Origin of the sequence: Bariatricus sp. HCP28S3_D3 (assembly GCF_052065755.1) — a bacterium.
Classification (GTDB): domain Bacteria; phylum Bacillota; class Clostridia; order Lachnospirales; family Lachnospiraceae; genus Allocoprococcus.
In genome coordinates this window covers 157988-177735 of sequence record NZ_JBQHTK010000004.1, presented here as the reverse complement: position 1 = coordinate 177735, position 19748 = coordinate 157988, and the positions used below count along the sequence as shown (strand labels likewise).

General features: G+C 47.0%; 21 protein-coding genes, 2 pseudogenes and 1 other annotated feature. Of the genes and pseudogenes, 4 read left to right on the top strand and 19 right to left on the bottom strand.

The genetic code is table 11. The features are described 5' to 3' along the window. Nucleotides 1-5 precede the first annotated feature (5 nt). The 6 genes from ACTNB3_RS05440 to ACTNB3_RS05415 all read right to left on the bottom strand — a co-directional run bounded on the left by ACTNB3_RS05440 (nucleotide 6) and on the right by ACTNB3_RS05415 (nucleotide 5173). Nucleotides 6-1268, bottom strand: coding sequence for a competence/damage-inducible protein A (locus ACTNB3_RS05440; RefSeq protein ID WP_441024723.1), 1263 nt, complete (start codon nucleotides 1266-1268; stop codon nucleotides 6-8). A 1-nt stretch (nucleotide 1269) separates the two neighbouring features. Then, nucleotides 1270-1812 carry a CDP-diacylglycerol--glycerol-3-phosphate 3-phosphatidyltransferase gene (pgsA, locus tag ACTNB3_RS05435; protein WP_427807179.1) on the bottom strand — a complete coding sequence of 181 codons (543 nt, stop codon included), beginning with the start codon at nucleotides 1810-1812 and terminating at the stop codon, nucleotides 1270-1272. Then, nucleotides 1809-3149, bottom strand: coding sequence for a 30S ribosomal protein S12 methylthiotransferase RimO (gene rimO, locus ACTNB3_RS05430; RefSeq protein WP_427807178.1), 1341 nt, complete (start codon nucleotides 3147-3149; stop codon nucleotides 1809-1811). The genes pgsA and rimO overlap by 4 nt, the downstream gene beginning before the upstream one ends. A gap of 155 nt (nucleotides 3150-3304) precedes the next feature. Next, nucleotides 3305-3547 carry a DNA-directed RNA polymerase subunit omega gene (gene rpoZ, locus ACTNB3_RS05425; RefSeq protein ID WP_427807177.1) on the bottom strand — a complete coding sequence of 81 codons (243 nt, stop codon included), beginning with the start codon at nucleotides 3545-3547 and terminating at the stop codon, nucleotides 3305-3307. A 50-nt stretch (nucleotides 3548-3597) separates the two neighbouring features. After that, the gene (gmk, locus tag ACTNB3_RS05420; protein ID WP_441024722.1) at nucleotides 3598-4221 is read right to left on the bottom strand and encodes a guanylate kinase; all 624 of its coding nucleotides are present in this window, start codon (nucleotides 4219-4221) and stop codon (nucleotides 3598-3600) included. Nucleotides 4222-4294: 73 nt separating this feature from the next. After that, entirely contained in the window at nucleotides 4295-5173 is an 879-nt protein-coding gene (locus ACTNB3_RS05415; RefSeq protein ID WP_427807175.1) for a YicC/YloC family endoribonuclease, read from the bottom strand. Between the two features lie 270 nt (nucleotides 5174-5443). Here ACTNB3_RS05415 and ACTNB3_RS05410 point away from each other — a divergent pair, with 270 nt between their 5' ends. Beyond that, nucleotides 5444-7183 carry an Rqc2 family fibronectin-binding protein gene (locus ACTNB3_RS05410; protein WP_441024720.1) on the top strand — a complete coding sequence of 580 codons (1740 nt, stop codon included), beginning with the start codon at nucleotides 5444-5446 and terminating at the stop codon, nucleotides 7181-7183. Between the two features lie 19 nt (nucleotides 7184-7202). On the opposite strand, the gene ACTNB3_RS05405 is transcribed toward ACTNB3_RS05410, so the two are convergent. Genes ACTNB3_RS05405 through ACTNB3_RS05395 form a run of 3 tightly spaced genes read right to left on the bottom strand, consistent with a single transcriptional unit; the run spans nucleotide 7203 to nucleotide 10051 of the window. Next, nucleotides 7203-8339 (bottom strand): M23 family metallopeptidase, encoded by a 1137-nt coding sequence (locus ACTNB3_RS05405; protein ID WP_441024719.1) that lies wholly within the window; start codon nucleotides 8337-8339, stop codon nucleotides 7203-7205. Between the two features lie 57 nt (nucleotides 8340-8396). Continuing rightward, nucleotides 8397-9188: a glutamate racemase gene (gene murI, locus ACTNB3_RS05400; RefSeq protein WP_441024718.1), complete on the bottom strand. Its 792-nt coding sequence runs from the start codon at nucleotides 9186-9188 to the stop codon at nucleotides 8397-8399. After that, the gene (locus ACTNB3_RS05395; RefSeq protein WP_427807170.1) at nucleotides 9185-10051 is read right to left on the bottom strand and encodes a 4Fe-4S binding protein; all 867 of its coding nucleotides are present in this window, start codon (nucleotides 10049-10051) and stop codon (nucleotides 9185-9187) included. The genes murI and ACTNB3_RS05395 overlap by 4 nt, the downstream gene beginning before the upstream one ends. A gap of 214 nt (nucleotides 10052-10265) precedes the next feature. On the opposite strand from ACTNB3_RS05395, the gene ACTNB3_RS05390 reads away from it, so the two are divergent. From ACTNB3_RS05390 to ACTNB3_RS05380, 3 genes are all read left to right on the top strand, one after another. Continuing rightward, a complete protein-coding gene (locus tag ACTNB3_RS05390; protein ID WP_427807168.1) occupies nucleotides 10266-11096 on the top strand; it encodes a transporter substrate-binding domain-containing protein in 831 nt (276 codons plus the stop codon). Between the two features lie 109 nt (nucleotides 11097-11205). Continuing rightward, on the top strand, nucleotides 11206-11892 hold the full coding sequence (locus ACTNB3_RS05385; protein ID WP_427807167.1) for an amino acid ABC transporter permease: 687 nt from the start codon (nucleotides 11206-11208) through the stop codon (nucleotides 11890-11892). Between the two features lie 15 nt (nucleotides 11893-11907). Next, entirely contained in the window at nucleotides 11908-12693 is a 786-nt protein-coding gene (locus tag ACTNB3_RS05380) for an amino acid ABC transporter ATP-binding protein (protein WP_427807165.1), read from the top strand. Nucleotides 12694-12783: 90 nt separating this feature from the next. On the opposite strand, the gene ACTNB3_RS05375 is transcribed toward ACTNB3_RS05380, so the two are convergent. The 10 genes and pseudogenes from ACTNB3_RS05375 to ACTNB3_RS05330 form a co-directional block, all read right to left on the bottom strand. Beyond that, nucleotides 12784-13413, bottom strand: coding sequence for an Hsp70 family protein (locus tag ACTNB3_RS05375; protein ID WP_441024717.1), 630 nt, complete (start codon nucleotides 13411-13413; stop codon nucleotides 12784-12786). Nucleotides 13414-13420: 7 nt separating this feature from the next. Continuing rightward, nucleotides 13421-13486, bottom strand: a pseudogene (locus ACTNB3_RS05370) (hypothetical protein); the annotation flags it as partial. Nucleotides 13487-13652: 166 nt separating this feature from the next. After that, a pseudogene (locus tag ACTNB3_RS05365) lies at nucleotides 13653-13826 on the bottom strand (sensor histidine kinase); the annotation flags it as partial. Continuing rightward, on the bottom strand, nucleotides 13748-14326 hold the full coding sequence (locus ACTNB3_RS05360; RefSeq protein ID WP_441024716.1) for a response regulator: 579 nt from the start codon (nucleotides 14324-14326) through the stop codon (nucleotides 13748-13750). The gene ACTNB3_RS05360 and the pseudogene ACTNB3_RS05365, both read right to left, overlap by 79 nt. Nucleotides 14327-14490: 164 nt before the next feature. Further along, nucleotides 14491-14760: an acylphosphatase gene (locus ACTNB3_RS05355; protein ID WP_427807161.1), complete on the bottom strand. Its 270-nt coding sequence runs from the start codon at nucleotides 14758-14760 to the stop codon at nucleotides 14491-14493. 9 nt (nucleotides 14761-14769) lie between these two features. Beyond that, nucleotides 14770-15405 (bottom strand): lactate utilization protein, encoded by a 636-nt coding sequence (locus tag ACTNB3_RS05350; RefSeq protein ID WP_441024715.1) that lies wholly within the window; start codon nucleotides 15403-15405, stop codon nucleotides 14770-14772. Further along, entirely contained in the window at nucleotides 15405-16430 is a 1026-nt protein-coding gene (locus tag ACTNB3_RS05345) for a branched-chain amino acid aminotransferase (RefSeq protein WP_441024714.1), read from the bottom strand. Before ACTNB3_RS05345 ends, ACTNB3_RS05350 begins: the two co-directional genes overlap by 1 nt. Before the next feature lie 160 nt (nucleotides 16431-16590). Next, a complete protein-coding gene (ilvN, locus tag ACTNB3_RS05340) occupies nucleotides 16591-17100 on the bottom strand; it encodes an acetolactate synthase small subunit (RefSeq protein WP_427807158.1) in 510 nt (169 codons plus the stop codon). 12 nt (nucleotides 17101-17112) lie between these two features. Then, nucleotides 17113-18843, bottom strand: a complete 1731-nt coding sequence (gene ilvB / locus ACTNB3_RS05335; protein ID WP_441017759.1) for a biosynthetic-type acetolactate synthase large subunit — start codon at nucleotides 18841-18843, stop codon at nucleotides 17113-17115. A gap of 53 nt (nucleotides 18844-18896) precedes the next feature. Next, nucleotides 18897-19153 (bottom strand) — a binding site (T-box leader). A gap of 98 nt (nucleotides 19154-19251) precedes the next feature. Then, the gene (locus ACTNB3_RS05330; RefSeq protein ID WP_427819869.1) at nucleotides 19252-19737 is read right to left on the bottom strand and encodes a dihydrofolate reductase; all 486 of its coding nucleotides are present in this window, start codon (nucleotides 19735-19737) and stop codon (nucleotides 19252-19254) included. Between the last annotated feature and the right edge of the window lie 11 nt (nucleotides 19738-19748).

The following is a 19748-nucleotide window of genomic DNA, read 5'->3' as shown; positions in this document are numbered from 1 at the left end:
TTATGTTATTTCTGCTGCTGTCCTGCCGCCAGCAATTCCTCCCTCAAAAGTGTAAGCGCCCGCACAACCGCATAATCCCGATTTTTCTCCCGGTTTCCGGTGAAATGACATTCCCGGGTCGTCACGCGTCCGTTCACCGCACATCCGATATAGACCAGTCCGACCGGCTTTTCCTTGGTCCCGCCGCCCGGTCCCGCGATTCCGGTCACACTCAGAGCCGCATCAGCCTCTGCTGCCTTTGCCGCACCTCGCGCCATTTCTTCGGCTGTCTGTGCACTTACCGCGCCGAATTCTTCCAGTGTCTCATGCTTCACACCCAGAATCTTTTCCTTGGATGCATTTGCATAAGTAATATACCCTTCATTGAACACCTCAGAAGCTCCGGCCGCATTCAGAAGCCGTCCGGCCAGCTTGCCCCCGGTACAGGATTCTGCGGTCGAAAGTGTCATGCCCTTTTCTTTCAAAAGTGCCACAAGATTCTCTTCCAGTGTCTCCTGCTCATTGATCGTATACACCGCATCGCCGAAGCGTCGATACATTTCCTCGATCATCGGCTTCATGAGCTCTTCTGCCTCTTCCTCGGATTTCGCCTTCGCAGTCACCCGGAAATGAACTTCTCCCGTCTTTGCATAAGGTGCCAGCGTCGGATTCGTCTGTGCGTCCATGAGATCCGCCACCATCGTTTCGGCCCGGCTCTCTCCGATACCACATATTTTCACCATATGAGAATAAATTCCTTCCGGCTGCAGTTTATTCAGGTACGAAGCAATGTCCTGTTCGAACATGGGTTTCATCTCATTCGGTGGTCCCGGAATCAGAATCGCTGTCTTTCCCTTTTCCGGATCTTCAATGATCAGTCCAGGAGCGGTGCCGTTATGGTTATCGATCACGATCGCGCCTTCCGGAACCAACGCCTGTTTCCAGTTGTTCTCCGTAATCCGGCTGCTCCCTATCCGACCGAAATACGCTTCGATCCGCTCTTTAGAATGCTCATCCAGATACAGTTCTCTTCCGAATACACGTGCAGTCACTTCTTTCGTCAAATCATCCTTCGTAGGTCCAAGTCCCCCTGTCAGGATCACGATATCCGAGCGGTCAAGTGCCTGACGTATCGCGTCCTCCATACGCTCCTCATTATCGCCCACCACCGTCTGATGATATAAAGAACAACCTAGCAGAGCGCATTTCTCTGCTAGGTAAGCCGCATTCGTATTTACAATATTTCCAAGTAAAATTTCAGTTCCTACGGAAATCAGTTCCACAACCATGTTACATGCCTCCCTGTGTCAATACCTGCTTGTTCTTCGCTATATAATCCACCAGTGATACAACGGTCAGAATCAGTGCCACCCAGACAAGCACATTGCCGATCATTTCGAACACGCCTCCCAGATCCATAATCAACACGATGACCATCGCCATCTGGGACACCGTTTTAAATTTGCCCCAGTAACTCGCCGCAATGACGATTCCGTTGTCGGAAGCCACCAGCCGGAACCCGCTGATGATAAATTCTCTTGCAATAATAACCAGAACGACGATCACGTTCAACTTGTCCATGGAAACCAGACAGATCATCGCGGTACACACCAGAAGCTTATCTGCAAGCGGATCCATAAACTTTCCGAAATTCGTCACCAGATTGTATTTTCTCGCGATCTTTCCATCCAGCATATCTGTCAGGCTGGCCGCACAGAAAATGGCAAGTGCGATCCATTTATCTGCCGCGCCTGTGATGTCAAACAGCAAAAATGCCACAAAAAACGGAATCATAACCACACGAAGTACAGTCAGTTTATTTGGTAAATTCATAATAATTCTCCTATCAAATCATAATCCATAGCCCCGGTCACTTTCACTTTCGCGAAATCCCCGGAAACCAGTTCCTCATCTGTATTTACAAAGATCAGTCCGTCCACGTTCGGCGCATCGCGGTAGGTTCTTCCCACATACGCGTTCTCATCGGCTACCTTTCCCTCAATCATGACGAGCATTTCTTCTCCGATCAGATCTTCATTCCGATCGAACACGATGTCCTGCTGAAGCTCCATCAGTTCAGCCTGACGATCCTGCTTGATTTCTTCTGAAATCTGATCCGGCATCTCGGCTGCCGGCGTATCCTCCTCCGGTGAGTAAGTAAAGACACCCAGGCGTTCGAATTCCATCTGATCCACAAAATCCATCAGCTCTTCATGCTGTTCGTCCGTCTCTCCCGGGAATCCCGTAATCAACGTTGTCCGAAGAGTGATGTCCGGAATCTCTTCCCGAAGTTTTCCGATAATGGAAATGAGCTGTTCCTTCGATGTTTTTCTTCCCATCCGCTTCAGGATTGCATCGCTTGCATGCTGGATCGGAAGATCCAGATAATGGCAGATCTTGGGTTCTTCCTTGATTACCTGGATCAGCTCATCCGTGATTTCCTCCGGATAACAGTAGAGAATGCGAATCCACCGAAGTCCCTGAATCTTACAGAGCGCTTTCAAAAGACGCGGGAGCGACTTCTCTCCGTAAATGTCTTTGCCGTAAAGGGTGGTCTCCTGGGCTACCAGAATCAGTTCTTTAACCCCCTGATCGGCAAGCTCTTTTGCCTCATCGATCAGTTCCTCCATCGGTACACTGCGGAAATTTCCGCGGATCTTCGGAATGATACAGTACGTGCAATGCTTATCGCACCCTTCCGCGATCTTCAGATAGGCAAAATGTCCGCCGGTCGTAACCAACCTTCCCTTTTGCGTCTCGGGAAGATAATCCACATCCTTCATGATCATTCTGGCATCCGCCCGTTCCATCGGGCTGTCACTGAACAGTCCGTCGATCACTTCCGCGATCTCATCGTAGGATGTGGTTCCGAGCACCGCATCCACTTCCGGGATTTCCTCCAGGATCTCCTCTTTATAACGTTGTGCCAGACAGCCTGTCACGATCAGTTTCTTAAGGACAGCCGTCTCTTTAAGCTGAGCCATTTCCAGAATAGTCTGAATACTCTCTTCCTTGGCATCGTGAATAAAACAGCAGGTATTAACGATCACAATATCCGCCTGCGTCTCATCATCGATCATCTGATGCCCCTTCTTTGCCAGAAGTCCCAGCATCACTTCCGTATCCACCAGATTCTTATCGCAGCCCAGTGAAACAAATAAAATGTTCATGGCATGTTCTCCTCGTATCAATAATTTTCAAGCCGCCAAAGGCAGCTCCTGTCGCCTTATTCTCTTCCCAAATAAAGCTCAGCAAGGCAGACACAGTCGCCTGCTTCTGCCTTGGGATTCAAGTACGCCCCGGCGTACTTGCTGCATCGTTCTTTTTACTCTTCCGTATCCTCTGCAATGATCTTCAGCTTTGCGTTGTTCAGCTCATCGATTGCAATGGAAAGCGGCTTCTCGCCCGGCTTCGTGTCAACAAGAGGCATCTCACCGTCGATCAGCTGTCTTGCACGCTTTGCAGTGGCAAGCACGATGGAATAACGGCTGTTAACGATCTTGGTTGCTCCCTCTTCCACATCCTGGTTTACTACTTTCATCAAATCGCTATAAGATGGATGTAACATAAATTCTGCTCCTTTCAGTCTCTCTTCGTATCTTATCTGCATCCCGAACTTTATAATTCTTCCAGTTCTTTTCTGATCCTGCTGATAAATTCTTCATTCCGGCATACGCGATCATGTTCCGCACGGATGATCCGGTGCATTTCCTTCACGCAGGTGTCAAGGTCATCATTGATGACCAGGTAATCGTACTGATCCATGCCTTCCGACTCCTCCACCGCACGCTTCATCCGGCTTTCGATCACTTCCATGGTCTCCGTACCTCTTCCAACCAGACGCTCTTTCAATTCCCTGGCTCCCGGCGGTGTGACGAACAGAAGCAGGGTGTCCGGATACTTTTCCTTAACCTTCAGTGCTCCCTGGATCTCGATCTCAAGGATCACATCTTTCCCTTCTTCAAGCTGCTGCATCACATATTCTTTCGGCGTACCATAGTAGTTGTTAACATATTTAGCATACTCGATCAACTCATCCTGTGCAATCATTTTTTCAAATTCCTCAACGGACTTGAAAAAATATTCTCTTCCGTCTTCTTCTCCCGGACGGGGACTTCTGGTAGTTGCCGAAACAGAAAGTGCATAATCATCATAATCTTCCAGCAGTCTCTTCATCAGCGTTCCTTTTCCGGCACCGGAAAAGCCGGAAACTACAATAAGTATTCCCTTTTTTTTACTCATAATCAGCTCTCCTGCCATTTTCTATATAAGCAAATATTTATTTTACCATAAAACCGAAGATTTTTCAAAGCTTTTATTCAATATTCTGAATCTGTTCCCGAACCTTCTCAATCTCAGTCTTCAGATCAATGGCATGATTGGAAACTTCCAGGTCATTTGCCTTGGAAAGTATGGTATTTGCCTCCCGGTTCATCTCCTGGGCAATGAAATCCAGCTTGCGTCCGATTCCATCTGCAGATTCCAGCGTTTCTTTCATATGCTTGATATGGCTCTTCAGGCGGACTACTTCTTCATCCGTACAGATTTTATCCGCAAAGATCACGACCTCTGCCGCGATTCTCCCCTCATCCATCTGTGTATCTGCGAGAAGCTCCTTCACCTTCGTCTCCAGCTTCTCACGGTATTCCGCCACGATCTGCGGCGAACGTTCTTCGATGCATGCCACCGTCTCCAGCATACCGTCCAGTTTTGCGATGATATCCTTCTTCAGATTCTCGCCCTCTGCCGTTCTCGTCTCAACAAACTGTCTGCAGGCTCCCTCCAGCGCCTTGGAAAGTCCGTTCCAGAGCTCCTCTTCATCCACGACCTGTTCTTCCATTGTGAGCACTTCCGGACATCTGGAAAGTGTAGATACACGGATGTCATTGTCCAGATGAAAATCCTCTTCCATCTTTTTGAAATAGTCCATATATTCACTTGCCAGCTTCTGATTATATTTTAAAGTAACTTGAGCCTCTGACATATCTTCATATGTAATAAACAGATCCACCTTGCCGCGCTGGATATATTTCTTCAATAAGTTGCGGATCGATGTCTCGAAGAAGTTCAGCTTTTTCGGCATCCGGATTCCCACGTCCAGATAACGATGATTGACTCCTTTCATTTCTACCGTAAACTTGCGTTCTGCCTCGGATACCTCACAGCGTCCGAAACCTGTCATACTCTTTATCATCTGATTTTCCCTCTTCTTACCGGCCGCTCTGCGACCAAATTTTGCTACGTTATATTATAGCCCTTTCCCCTTTGGCATGTCAACCTTTCTAAGTCAGTTCAGCCGCTCATCCGAGTTTCTTTATAACTATGCAGAACCGTTCCCCGTACATTTGCAAATCACGCGGGAGCATGGTATGATGGTACAAGGGTCATAATCCGGGCGGTTCATTTTCCACCCGCACCGGTCTTTACCTTATGATCCTTTAAAACTTCAAAACGAGGTGTAACTATGGCTTTTGACGGCATTACAATCGCAAATATAGTAAAAGAACTGAATCAAACCATTTTAGACGGAAGAATCTATAAAATCGCCCAGCCGGAAACCGACGAGCTTCTGCTCACAATCAAGACTCCGAAAGGACAGAAAAGGCTCTGCATTTCCGCAAGCGCCTCCCTTCCTCTGATCTATCTGACGGAAGAAAATAAACCAAGTCCCATGACGGCACCGAATTTCTGTATGCTGCTCAGAAAATATGTAGGAAACGGAAGGATCGTGTCGATCAGTCAGCCGAAGCTGGAACGGATCATCCATTTCGATATTGAGCATCTGGATGAGATGGGTGACCTTTGCAGGAAGACGCTGATCGTAGAAATCATGGGCAAACACAGCAACATCATTTTCTGTAATGACAAGGGCATGATCCTGGACAGTATCAAGCATGTCTCCGCCCAGATGAGTTCTGTGCGTGAAGTCCTTCCCGGAAGAGACTATTTTATCCCTGACACGATGAGCAAGCTGGATCCGCTGGATGTAACGGAATCGGTGTTCCGTGACGGACTTATTTCCAAACCGATGCCTCTCGCAAAGGCGATCTATAACAGTTTTACCGGCGTCAGCCCGGTCGCTGCCGAGGAGATCTGCCATCTTGCGGGTGTTGACTCTGCGCTCCCACCACGGGAACTCTCCGAGGATGTGCTGGCACATCTGTACCGTCAGTTCACCTATTTCTTCGAGCAGGTGGCAAACGGAGATTTCTCCCCTCAGATTTATTATGAAGGAGATGACCCGGTGGAATTTTCATCCATCCCGCTTACTCATCTGGAAAATTACCGTGTCCGGACCTTCGACTCTATTTCCGAGGTGATACGGACCTATTATGCTTCCCGCGACACGATCACCCGGATCCGCCAGAAATCGTCGGATCTAAGGCGCGTGGTCCAGACGGCTCTGGAACGGAACCGGAAGAAATACGTTCTGCAGCAGCGCCAGTTACGGGACACACAGAACCGGGACAAATTCAAAGTTTACGGGGAACTGATCCATACCTACGGCTACAATTTGAAGGAAGGCGCTAAGAAGCTGGAAGCGCTCAACTATTACACCAATGAAATGGTTACGATTCCGCTGGATCCGCAGAAAACTCCACAGGAAAATGCAGCCCGCTATTTTGAGAAATACAACAAGCAGAAGAGGACCTATGAAGCACTGACCGGTCTGATTCAGGAGACTCACGACGAGATCACCTATCTGGAATCCATCGTAAATGCACTGGAAATGGCACGCGGGGAGGACGACCTGACGCAGCTCAAGGAAGAGCTGGTCTCTACCGGATACATCCGGCGCAAATTTACCAAAAAGAAAGTCAAGATCACCAGTAAGCCACTCCACTATATTTCTTCGGACGGCTATCACATGTATGTCGGGAAGAATAATCTCCAGAACGATGAACTGACTTTCCACTTTGCCACAGGGAACGACTGGTGGTTCCACGCCAAAGGAGCGCCCGGCTCCCACGTTATCGTAAAGACCGGCGGAGACGAAATGCCGGACCGCACTTTCGAGGAGGCGGCCCGCCTGGCTGCCCATTACTCCAAGAATGCGAAATCCGAAAAGGTGGAGATCGACTATGTGGAGAAAAAACATGTCAAAAAACCAAATGGAAGTAAACCGGGATTCGTGGTGTATTATACCAACTATTCCATGATGATTGATTCGGATATTTCCGGAATTCAAGAGGTGCAGGGATAACCCCTGCACCTCTTAATATTTATTCACTATGTGTCTTCTGATTCTCCTTCAGATACGCTTCTGCAGCCGGATCAACGAAAGCATATTTTCTCGTCCATTCTTTTGTCGCGTCATTTCTGACCGCTTCCGAGCGGTTCATGGAGAGGAACCGCACAAGTTCATATCCGCTGACCCAGATCTCATGATTTCCTTCTCTCTGTGATTCGTCAAAAATAAGCTGCAGCCCAAAATGAAGATGATATTCATCAATATTGTTGACATTTTCTTCCGAGCTGTATCCGGTGCGGCCGAGATAGCCGATCACATCCCCCGCCTGCACCACATCTCCTTCTTTCAGCCCTTCGGCATACGGACGGTTCTGCCTTAGATGTGCGTAATAGTAATATCTCTTTTTATCAAAACTGTCGATTCCGATCCTCCAGCCGCCATACTGGTTCCATCCGAGCGCTGAAATCACGCCGGATTCTACTGCTATAACCGGTGTCCCCACCTGTCCCATCATATCATGTCCCAGATGATTTCTGCGGTATCCGTAGCTTCTGGAAACTCCGAAATCGTCATAATCCGAATATGGAAATCCTTTCGCGATCGGGTTAAATGCCTTGAGCCCATAAAAACTTTTCATACTCCCATCGGACTGTTCCAGACGGTACTCTCCCACCATCCCGTCCAGAACCGCCCCATAAGCTTCACGGTAATATGCAAAGTACTCCATCGTGTCTTCCAGTTCTTTCACCGATAACTCACCCATCTGCAGCTTTTCAGCCGTTTCGGCAAGATCCGAGCTTCGGTAGCGGGAGAAATCTCCCCCGTATTTTGCTCCCAGGTATGCAAGAAGATCGACCCAGTTCAGGTGAACATCGCCGTCATATGTATCCAAATCATATTGATATGCCTGCTTCATTGCCTCTGATGTCACATGAAATTCCACCCACTTGATGTAATCCTTTTCATCCCCGTTTTCTTCTGCATTTTCTTCGGGTTCCTCTTCAAGAAGATAGGCCGTAAAGGTATCCTGTACCAGACTTTCTGCTGCATGACCGGTGTTTCCTCCTACGTTTACGGTTTGCTCACTCCAATATGCGGTTCCAAGAATACAGGCTGCTACTGCGGTTGTTATCACAAATCCTTTCGGCGAAATTTTCTGTTTTCCCATGCATGATCTCCTGCTGCGCCTTCATCACATTCTATGCGGATCGACCAGGGGAAATGTCTATACTATGTCGTACATCTCATCCAGGCGTTTCATGCAGCGTTCCACCAATTCTATCTGCGCGTCGTCTGCCGGTACTCCCGAAAAAAAGTATTGTACAGAAGCCGAGTTTTCTTCCTTTTGATCGGTCAGATCCCCCGGCAGAACGCGAAGAAGCTGCCGGAGCGTCCCTTCATTACCGTCCACGAAATGAATCTCTTCCGGGAAAACATTTCGAAAGTTCTGTTTAAAATAATTAAAATGGGTACAGCCCAGTACGACTGCCGCATAATCTTCCAGGTCGAATTCGGAAAGTTCTTCGCATAGATATGCTTCGATCCCTCCGGATGTAAAATCACCTTTTTCCGCGAATCGCACCAATTTCGGAAGCGGGAGCAGATCTACATCATGCTCCTTATCCACCCGCTCAAGGAGATTATGAAGCTTATCCGAGGCAATCGTAATCGGTGTTGCCGCCACAAGGATCCGTTTCCCGGTGTCACAATACTGCTCCACTGCTTTCTTGACCGCCGGTTCCATCCCCACGATTGGCACCGGAAAGCCGGCGCGAAATTCCTTCGTGGCAACACTCGTAGCTGTATTGCAGGCGATCACGACCGCATCTACCCCCTGATCGATCAGGAAATTCAGATTATGTTCGTCAAATTCCCGAATCTGCTGCACCGTCTTTTCTCCGTATGGCACATGCTCGGTGTCCGCATAATAGACAAAACTCACGTTCGGCATCATTTTCATCGCGCGGTGAAGAACGGATAATCCGCCGATTCCCGAATCAAAAATTCCAATTTTCATATGTATAACCTCGAATCCACCGTTTTCTTTTCCGGTATCCTGCTCTCGCAGGGTACACCGGTCTGGCATTTTCCGCAGCCAAGGCGCGGGGCAAAATCTCTCTTCGTCTGCATCAGTTTCTGATGACACAGCGGATGCTTCTTTCCTTCTTCGAAGGAGATCGCCTGCACCGGACAGCGCCTGATACATGCACCGCAGAAAATGCAGTAATCATAAAGTCCGGAATACTTCCGCACATCCGGCTCCGCCTCCATCACCGTAACCAGACTGCCGAAGCGCCCTGCCATTCCTTTTTCTGTAATGATCCCTTTGGAAAGCCCGAACGTTCCCAGACCACACACATAAGCCGCATGTCGTTCCGACCATCTGCTTCCGTAGGTCTTCTCATTGATATTCTCGTATCCGGTAATTCCCTGGCCTCCCATAACACTTTGGAACCGCTCGTCCTGCGCCGGTACAAGAGTTGGCACATTCTGTTCGTTCATCCATGCAGCCAGCTCACGCATTGTATCAGCCAGAAAGGCCTGCCCTTCGATCCTTCCATGAAGCCATTCAGCTGAGGGCTCTCCTTCCGTCTCCCGGTTGCTTCTTCGCACTTCTTCTGTAAACGGGAAAAAAACAGAAACCACTGTATTGGCTTCCGGCATCCATTCTTTTGGACTGAGATGCCACGGTCCGATCACACCCTCTTTTTTATACTCATCAAACAGAGGATCCTCTGCACTTCCGATTCCCACCAACGGCTCATCAAAAAAGTGAACCCCTACAAGCTCTGGCCTGATAGCAAAATCTGCCGAAATCACATTGCCCGGATGATCCTTCATGCGGTTCCCCAGCCAGTTTTCTATCCTTTCCTTCGTCATATTCTGCCTCCATTTCCTCAATGTAATTTCTATTCCCATTATAATGTTGAAACCTATGGATTTCAACCCTGCCTTTTAAGCAAACACGACTCGATCTGCCGAATTGGCTCACTTTCTTTACTTTTATTCGTTTTTCGCTTGACTTTACTTTAGTAAATTGATAATATTGTGAAGTAAATCGCATTACATATTTAATATAAGGAGAGAATTAAGCATGAAAAAGTTAATTTCAATGGGCCTTACTCTTGCCATGATTCTTTCGCTTGCAGCTTGCGGCGGTTCCGGATCGAAGACAGAGGAAAATAAGGAAACAAAGACAGAAAATACTTCCAGTGAACAGACCGATATGGAATATGTGAAAGAAAAAGGAACTCTGGTTGTTGGTATCACCGATTTCGAGCCGATGGACTATAAAGATGAGAACGATGAATGGATCGGTTTCGATGCTGATATGGCAAAAGCTTTTGCAGAAAGCCTGGGTGTTGATGTTGAATTCGTCGAGATCGACTGGGATAACAAGATCATGGAGCTTGACGGAAAGACGATCGATTGTGTATGGAACGGTATGACTCTTACAGATGAAGTAACAAGTTCTATGGAATGTTCCAACGCTTACTGCAACAATGCACAGGTTGTCATTGTTCCAGCTGACAAGAAAGACCAGTATCAGGATGCAGACAGTATTTCCGGACTTACGTTCGCAGTAGAATCAGGAAGTGCCGGCGAAGCCGCAATCAGCGACCTTGGAATCAATTACACATCCGTAAAATCTCAGGCTGACGCACTGATGGAAGTTGCTGCAGGAACATCAGATGCTGCCGTGATCGACTCTCTGATGGCAGCTGCCATGGTCGGTGAGGGAACCGGATATGAGAACCTGGCCTACACATTCGGACTGAACAGCGAAGAATACGGCGTTGGATTCCGTAAGGGTTCTGACCTTGCCAAGGCTCTGAACGATTTCTTCTCATCCAGCTATGCGGATGGCAGCATGATGGAATGTGCTGAGAAATACGGTGTTCAGGCAGCACTTATTGAACAGTAATGATTTTCCGGATAGAGAGCGGTTCCTCCGCTCTCTATTCATTTACATTCCACTTACGTATCATAATGCGTAAAATACAATCTATTTTTGGAGAAAGCAGGGTATCCCTATGAATCAGATTATGGAACAGATGCCGATTGTCATCAACGCTTTGAATGTCGGCTTTTTACAAACATTAAAACTTTTCTTTGTGACACTGATCGGCGCATTTCCGCTCGGACTTATCATCGCCTTCGGTTCCATGTCACGTTTTAAACCACTTAGCTATTTGACCAAGCTTTTCGTCTGGATTATCCGTGGTACTCCTCTGATGATCCAGCTTCTCATTATCTTTTACTTTCCGGGGCTGGTCCTTCACAATCCTATCTGGGGCGGCGGTGAAGGAGGACGTTTCCTGGCAGCTTCCGTTGCGTTCATTATCAACTATGCATGCTATTTTTCAGAAATCTACCGCGGCGGGATCCAGGGTGTTCCGGTAGGTCAGGAAGAAGCCGGACTGGTACTTGGTATGACAAAAAGTCAGATTTTCTTCAAAGTAACGCTTCTCCAGATGATCAAACGTATCGTTCCTCCGATGTCCAATGAGATCATCACCCTTGTCAAAGATACTTCTCTTGCCCGCATTATCGCACTGCAGGAGATCATCTGGGCCGGTCAGGCGTTCATGAAAGGATCCCACGGTATTTCCGGTCAGATCTGGCCGCTGTTCTTTACAGCTGTTTATTACCTTATATTCAACGGTATTGTAACGGTACTGTTGGGCCGCTTAGAGAAAAAGCTGGATTATTTCAGATAAAGGAGAAAGAAAACAATGGCAATCTTAGAAGTAGAACACATTGGTAAAACGTTTAATCATACAGAAGTTCTGAAGGATATCAGTTTCTCTCTCGAAAAAGGGAAAGTCGTATCCATCATCGGTTCTTCCGGAAGCGGTAAGACGACTCTTTTGCGCTGTCTCAATTTTCTGGAAAAACCGGATGAAGGCGTCATCCGCGTAAATGGTGAAACGCTTTTTGATTCCGCAGATCCTTCGACCTGGCAGGAATCCTCTGTTCGGAAGAAACGTCTGCATTTCGGTCTCGTCTTCCAGTCATTTAACCTGTTTCCGCAGTATACTGCTCTGGAAAATGTCATGCTGGCGAAGGAACTCCTTGCCAAAGAACAGCCGGATTACAAGTCACGCAAAAAGGAGATCCACGACGAGATCCGCCTGCTGGCGGAAGATCTTCTTGCACAGATGGGACTTTCAAACAGGATGAACAATTATCCGCACCAGCTTTCAGGCGGTCAGTGTCAGAGGGTCGCAATCGCCCGTGCTCTTGCGCTGAAACCGGATATTCTTTGTTTTGATGAGCCCACTTCCGCACTGGATCCGGAACTGACCGGTGAAGTGCTGAAGGTAATCAAAGAACTCGCCGACAAAGAAACCACAATGGTAATCGTAACTCATGAAATGGCCTTTGCAAGGGATGTCGCACATCAGGTCATTTTCATGGATGACGGATATATTGTAGAACAGGGTGATCCGAAGGAAGTGTTTGAAAATCCGAAAGAAGAACGGACCAGACAATTCCTTTCACGATTTAATCAGGGATAAATTTCAGCGTGCCTTTTATAAGCATCTAATTAGCGGCACGCAGAAAAAACAGGACGATAAGCGTTGATGGCGCCTGTCGTCCTGTTTGTATTAAAGCAGTCTTTCAACCTCTTCTTTTGCACATTTCAGTTTATTGATATCTTCCTGTGTTACTTTATCTACGCGGAGCCTGGACAGACATTTCTGGAGCGCCGCATTTGCACTCTTCAGCTGCTTCTTGACAGCTTTGTCCATCTGCTTTCCTTCTTCTTTTAATTTCTTCTGTGCCTGGATGACGATCTGATTTGCTTCACTTGACAATTCCAAAGCTTCTCGCCTCAGATTATCCTGTCCTGCATATTCTGCCGCATCCCGCATTGCCTGTTCAATTTCTGCATCTGACATACGGTCATCCGCTGTGATCGTGATCGACTGTTCCTTCCCTGTATCCAGATCTTTGGCTGAAACTTTCAGAATTCCGTTTGCATCTATGTCAAAGGTTACTTCGATCTGCGGAACACCCGCCGGTGCTTTCCGGATTCCCTTGAGTCTGAAATCTCCGATCTTCTTATTGTCTTTTGCCATCGGCCTTTCCCCCTGAAGAACACGGATTTCCACATCTCGCTGATACGGCGCTGCCATCGAGAACACTCTGGAATATCTGGTCGGAAGGGTCGTATTTCTCTCGATCAGGCGGGTTGCGACTCCGCCGCCCAACATGCTTTTCCAGCATCGTACCATACGCTGCTTCCATCTTTTTTGCTTCGTCTTTCCAGTCATCCTTGCATTTATAGTAAGTAAGAAGAATCGTCATATCTGCAGCATAGTCTATATATTGATTTTCAAACATCCTTTATGTCCTTTCGTAAATTTCAAGATAAATATCAATTCTTCCGAATCTTCCACTCATCATATCGGAGAAATCTAAACTGAAACGAAACTCAATTGCCATTTCACAAAAATTTCACAAACGCATATCACTACCTGGCGTCTTTCGGAAGTTCCACATAGAAGGTTGTGATCCCGTTTCTGCATTCTGCATCGATATCACCATAATGCAGCTCGACCACGCGCTTCACGATCGCAAGCCCGATCCCGTTTCCTTCGGAAGAATGTGATTCATCAGCCTGATAAAGTTTGTCAAATATCTTCTTCTGACTTTCCGGCGGTATCTCCGGTCCTTCATTCGCAATAAAAATCTGGTAATTCTCTCCTTCGTCCATGCATTCTCAAGGAGCAGAACGCTGGAACGAATCTGCTCGGACAGATTGAATTTGGTAATATCAGTCAGAATCGTCTGATTCTCCACCTTTGTCATGTTCATGACATTGGTTGTCATCGCCGAAAGGCGCAGTGCCTCCTCCTCTATAATATCCAGATATTCTTTCTTTTTGTCTTCCGGAAGATGCTTCGCAGAAACCATCAGGATCGGAAGCGTATTCTGTGATTCCCTGAGTACTTTAGTAAACTCATATCCGTCCATTTTCGGCATCATGACATCCAGTACAACAAGATCAATGTGCTCCCGATCCATCAATCCCAGCGCTTCCTCCCCATTCTCAGCCGTGTACACCGTATAATTCTCACTTTCCAGTACCGCTTTATATAAACGACGCGTATTCTTATCATCGTCGACAACAAGTATATGAACCATTTTCTGCCTCCTCAAATATTCTGTTATGATTATATAATAATAGCCGGAAAAACTAAACTGAGTCTAAACATTCTTTCATTTTTCATCCCTATTACACCATTAAAAGAAAAAAAGCACTCTGTATGTTTCCCATACAAAGTGCTCTCTTTCATCTCACTATATTATCATCTCACATGAAATCCCAGTTCTTCCACCAACGGAATTTCCAACTCCGCCGCATAATCGATCCGGATAAAATTCCGTGTTCTGAGCTTCTGCACCAGAAGATCAAGCTGTTCTCTCGTTCCCTGCGCTTCCATTACCACGGTGCCGTCCCATTCATTTTTCACCCAGCCGGTCACGCCGATCGCCTGCGCAAGATACTGGGCGCTGTACCGGAAACCGACTCCCTGTACATGTCCGGTAAATGTATACTGTTTTCTGATCTTTTCCATCTGAAAATCCTAGAATCCAAGTTCTTCATTGACCAGAATGATCTTGATTCTCTTCGGAATCTGACTGAATCTGGTAATCATCGTCTGACAGCAGATGCATCCCGGAGACTTGCAGTCGGAGCATTGTCCGGTAACGGTACAAGGTGTCTTTCCGAAACGCTGTGCGTTGACCGGCGCCGCAATATGTTTTGCGCGCGCTCTGGCATCTTCCTCGGAACGCACGACCTTATTCATTCCGATGATCATAAGTACATTCTTCGGTCCGTATGCAATGGCAGCTACACGGTTGGCATGTCCGTCAATATTGACCAGGATTCCGTCTTCCGTGATCGCATTGGAGCTTGCCAGGAAGAAATCGCTGAAAAATGCCTTTTTGGTAATCTCGGTTCTTTCTTCCGGAGTCTTTGCCAGATCCCGGTCATAGACTTCGTAATTTCTTTCATGAACAGCCTTGATAAGACCGATTTCCTTTACACTCATGGAACCGCCCCATGCAACAGAGCTTCCTTCCGGCATGAGCTCCAGAGCCTTACAAAGCGCTTCTTCTTTATTTTCCGCATAATAAGCTTCCATATTGCGGGATTCCAGTGCTTTTATCATCTGCTGTGCCAGCAGTTCATTTCTCTTTTTTGCATTCTGATCCATTATTCAACCACCTTGATCCATCCTTCCGGTGCTTCCAGATGTCCCATCTGAATTCCGGTCAGGGTTTCATACAGCTTCTTGGTAACAGGTCCCATCTCGTCCATTCCGCTCGGGAAGCAGATCTCTTTGCCGTGATCCACGATCTTGCCTACCGGTGAGATAACTGCTGCGGTTCCGCAGAGTCCGCATTCTGCGAAATCTTTCACTTCGTCAAAGAATACTTCTCTCTCTTCTACTTCCAGTCCGAGATATTCTTTTGCCACATGCAGGATCGAACGTCTTGTGATAGACGGCAGGATACTGTCTGACTTCGGTGTAACGACTTTATTGTCCTTTGTTACAAAGATAAAGTTTGCTCCGCCGGTCTCTTCCACTTTCGTTCTGGTCGCAGCGTCCAGATACATATTCTCTGCAAATCCTTCTTCATGAGCGGTCACGATTGCATGAAGGCTCATCGCATAATTCAATCCGGCTTTGATGTGTCCTGTTCCGTGCGGTGCTGCACGGTCAAAATCGGAAACCTTGATCGTAATCGGCTTTGCACCGCCTTTGAAATACGGACCTACCGGTGTTGTAAATACACGGAACTGATATTCATCCGCCGGCTTTACACCGATAACCGGATTGGTTCCGAACATATACGGACGTACATATAAGGTTGCTCCTGAACCATACGGAGGTACATAAGCTGCATTTGCCTTTACAGTCTGTGCAACTGCCTCAATAAATCTGTCTTCCGGGAAAACCGGCATTTCCAGTCTTCTTGCGGAATCTGCCATACGTTTTGCATTCAGATCCGGACGAAACATTACAATATGTCCATCTTCTGTTGTATACGCCTTCAGGCCTTCAAATACAGTCTGTGCATACTGAAGCACTCCTGCGCACTCATTCAACACTACATTCGCATCCGGTGTAAGTTCACCTTCATCCCACTTGCCGTCCTTAAAATTAGAAACATAACGCATGTCAGTCTGTACGTATCCAAACCCGAGATTTGACCAGTCAATCTGTTTCTTTTCCATTGTAATTCCTCCATTCCGCTGTCCTTCGGCAGTTGTATTTTTATTATTTTTACTTATTTAATGCTATGGATTTCACACTCTCGAAATCTAAACTTCATTATAATACGACTCCGCCTAAAATTCAAGAGTGCGCTCTGTTTTTTTGTTTTGATCTGTTTTCCTATCTCTTCGGCATGGTAATCGCTTCGATTCCCACAGTTCCGCCTCTTACCACTTCGATTGACTGGAACTCCGAACGAAGGAACTGAATGATCGCACTGTTTTTGTGCGCCGTGTGAACAAATTCCAAAAGCACACTGTCTTTTCCGTAATCGCGTACCTTTGCCTGATAGGTTTGTGCAATCTGGAACAGTTCCGTTTTATCTTCCGGCGTGCAGTTCTTTACTTTGACAAACATAAGCTCCTGCATGACTACAGAAATCTCCGTGAAATCAATGACTTTGATCACCTCTACCATTCGGTTCAGCTGTTTCTTGATCTGTTCGTATGTTTCTTCATCACTGATCGTTTCGATCGTCATACGGGAGATTGTCGGATCCTCCGTCTTTCCTACAGTCAGGCTCTCCAGATTGTAGCATTTTCCCGAAAACAGGCCGGAAATCTTGGACAGGACACCCACCTGATTTTCTACATATAACGAAATCCATCTTTTCTTCATTGTATTATCCATGTCTGCTCCTCCTTAATTATCCAGAATCATCTCTTCCAATGTTCCGCCCGGCTGTACCATCGGATAGACCTGATCTTCCGGATCCAGAATGAATTCGATCAGTGTCGGTACCTTAAGAGCGCGATTTCTCTTTGCTTCTTCAAATGCCGGCTTCATTTCTTCCGGACGGGTTACACGGATTCCCTTTGCTCCGTAACTTTCAGCCAGTTTCACAAAATCAGGCGTATATTTCACCGGAGGTTCTTCCCCTCTTCTGGTCGCCGCACCGGAGCGGAGATCCGTCATGGAATAACGTTTGCCATAGAATAATTTCTGCCACTGGCGAACCATTCCCAGATATGTGTTGTTAAATACACAAAGGATCAGCGGCAGCTCCTCCAAAACTGCAGTTGCAAATTCCTGAATATTCATCTGCATTCCTCCGTCACCGGAAATTGCAATCACGGTGCTGTCCGGATTGCCGATTTGTGCGCCGACTGCACCAGGCAGTCCATATCCCATTGTACCAAGTCCGCCTGACATATACATTCTTGTTTTTTCATTGACTTCCAAATATTGGGAAGTGAACATCTGATGCTGTCCTACATCCGTCACAACGATTGTATCATCCTCTTTAAATACTTCATTGATCGTTTCGATAATATCCTGAGCCTGCATCACGCCGTATTTTGGTTTCATCTTCAGCGGATGCTCCTGTTTCCACTCTCCGATTCTTTCCAACCATGCCGCATTGTCGCCCGGTTCCACATACTCAAGAAGCTTTTCGATGGCCTCCTTCGCATCGGCGACAATCGGGACATCTACTTTGATATTTCTGGAAATCGACGCCGTATCAATGTCAATATGCACGATCTGCGCGTTCGGTGCAAATGCATGCAATTTTCCGGTAATACGGTCATTAAATCGGGTACCGATGGAGAAAAGGAGATCGCATTCACCCACAGCCATATTGGAAGCATAGGAACCGTGCATTCCAAGATTGCCGATAAAGAGCGGGTGATCGGTCGGAATCGCACCTCGTCCCATAATCGTTGTCACCACCGGAACATTTGTGATCTCAGCAAATTTGCGAAAGCATGCATTGGCTCCGGAAATATTAACACCTCCGCCCGCAAGGAGCAGCGGGCGTTTTGCTTTACCGAGCATCTTGATTGCCCTCTTAAGCTGGCCGATATGTACACCTGTGCTCGGTTTATACCCACGGATATTCACAGTCTGCGGATATTCCGGACTTCCCAGCTCTGCCATCACATCTTTCGGGAGATCCACAAGTACCGGACCCGGGCGTCCTGTTCTTGCAATATAAAACGCTTCTTTGATGATGCGCCCGAGATCCTCTCTCCTGCTTACCGTCACACCGTATTTGGTAATACTTCTTGTGATTCCTACAATATCAACTTCCTGAAAGGCATCATTTCCGATCAGAGGTCTGGCCACCTGACCGGTAAAGCATACCAGAGGAACACTGTCATAGTTGGCTGTTGCAAGTCCTGTTACCAGATTCGTCGCACCCGGGCCGCTGGTTACAAGACATACGCCTACTTTCCCTGTCGATCTCGCATAGGCATCTGCCGCATGAACCAGTGCCTGTTCATGTCTTGGAAGGATCACCTTTGTATGGTTCTGCTTATAAAGTTCATCGCTGATATCGATCGTGCAGGCGCCCGGATATCCGAACATGACCTCTACTCCTTCTTCTTTCAGCGCTTTTACCAATAATTTGTTCCCCGAAATTTTCTTCATGTAACTACCTCCTTTGTTCTATAAAGCAAAAAAACCGCCCCAAACTATTACTAGCTTAGGGCGAATCATCATCCGTGTTACCACCTAAATTCAGGAACCGCAGTTCCTGCACTCTGTCAGTACGGGACATTTCTCCTGTCCGATACCGTTCCCATGTAACGTCGGAATCACGTCGAAGTCTACTGAGGCATCAGCCCGTTGGGTTCGCTGCTCGAAGGCTACTTCCATAATTCCATCCCGAAAGCTTACACCGACCGCTTTCTCTCTAAGCATCCGGAAATTATGTACTCCTCCTTGTCATTGCATTTCACATATTCTTGCTTGTTTCTTTACTGATTGAATCTATTATACTTACCATTACCAGTCTTTGTCAATGATAGTTCTTGCATATTTTCTTGATGTTTTTTGTTATTTGCGTTCATATCTGGTAAAGGCATACTCCAGATCAAAACAGGTCTGTTCTTCCCCTTCATCTGTCAGCTCCCACTCTTCATCCTCATCCAGATTCGGGAACCAGGTATCGGCTTCGTAAGCATAATCGATCCGCGTCACGAGCGCCGTATCACAATAAGGAAGCATTGCCCGGTAAATGCTCTCCCCGCCGATCACAAATACGTCTCCGTCATATTTCCTGCTCTCCTCAATTGCTTCCTCCACACTGTGAACGACGACCGCATCCTTGACTTTGTAGGACGGATTTCTCGTAATCACAATATTTACCCTGTTCTTCAGGGGCTGTCCCTGCGGAAAGCTTTCCAGTGTCTTTCTTCCCATGATCACGACGTTTCCCTGTGTCGTCTCACGGAAGAATTTCATATCAGCCGGAATACTCCACATCAATTTATTGTTTTTCCCAATGGCCCAATTTCTATCAGCCGCTACAATCAGTTTCATATTTGCTTCTC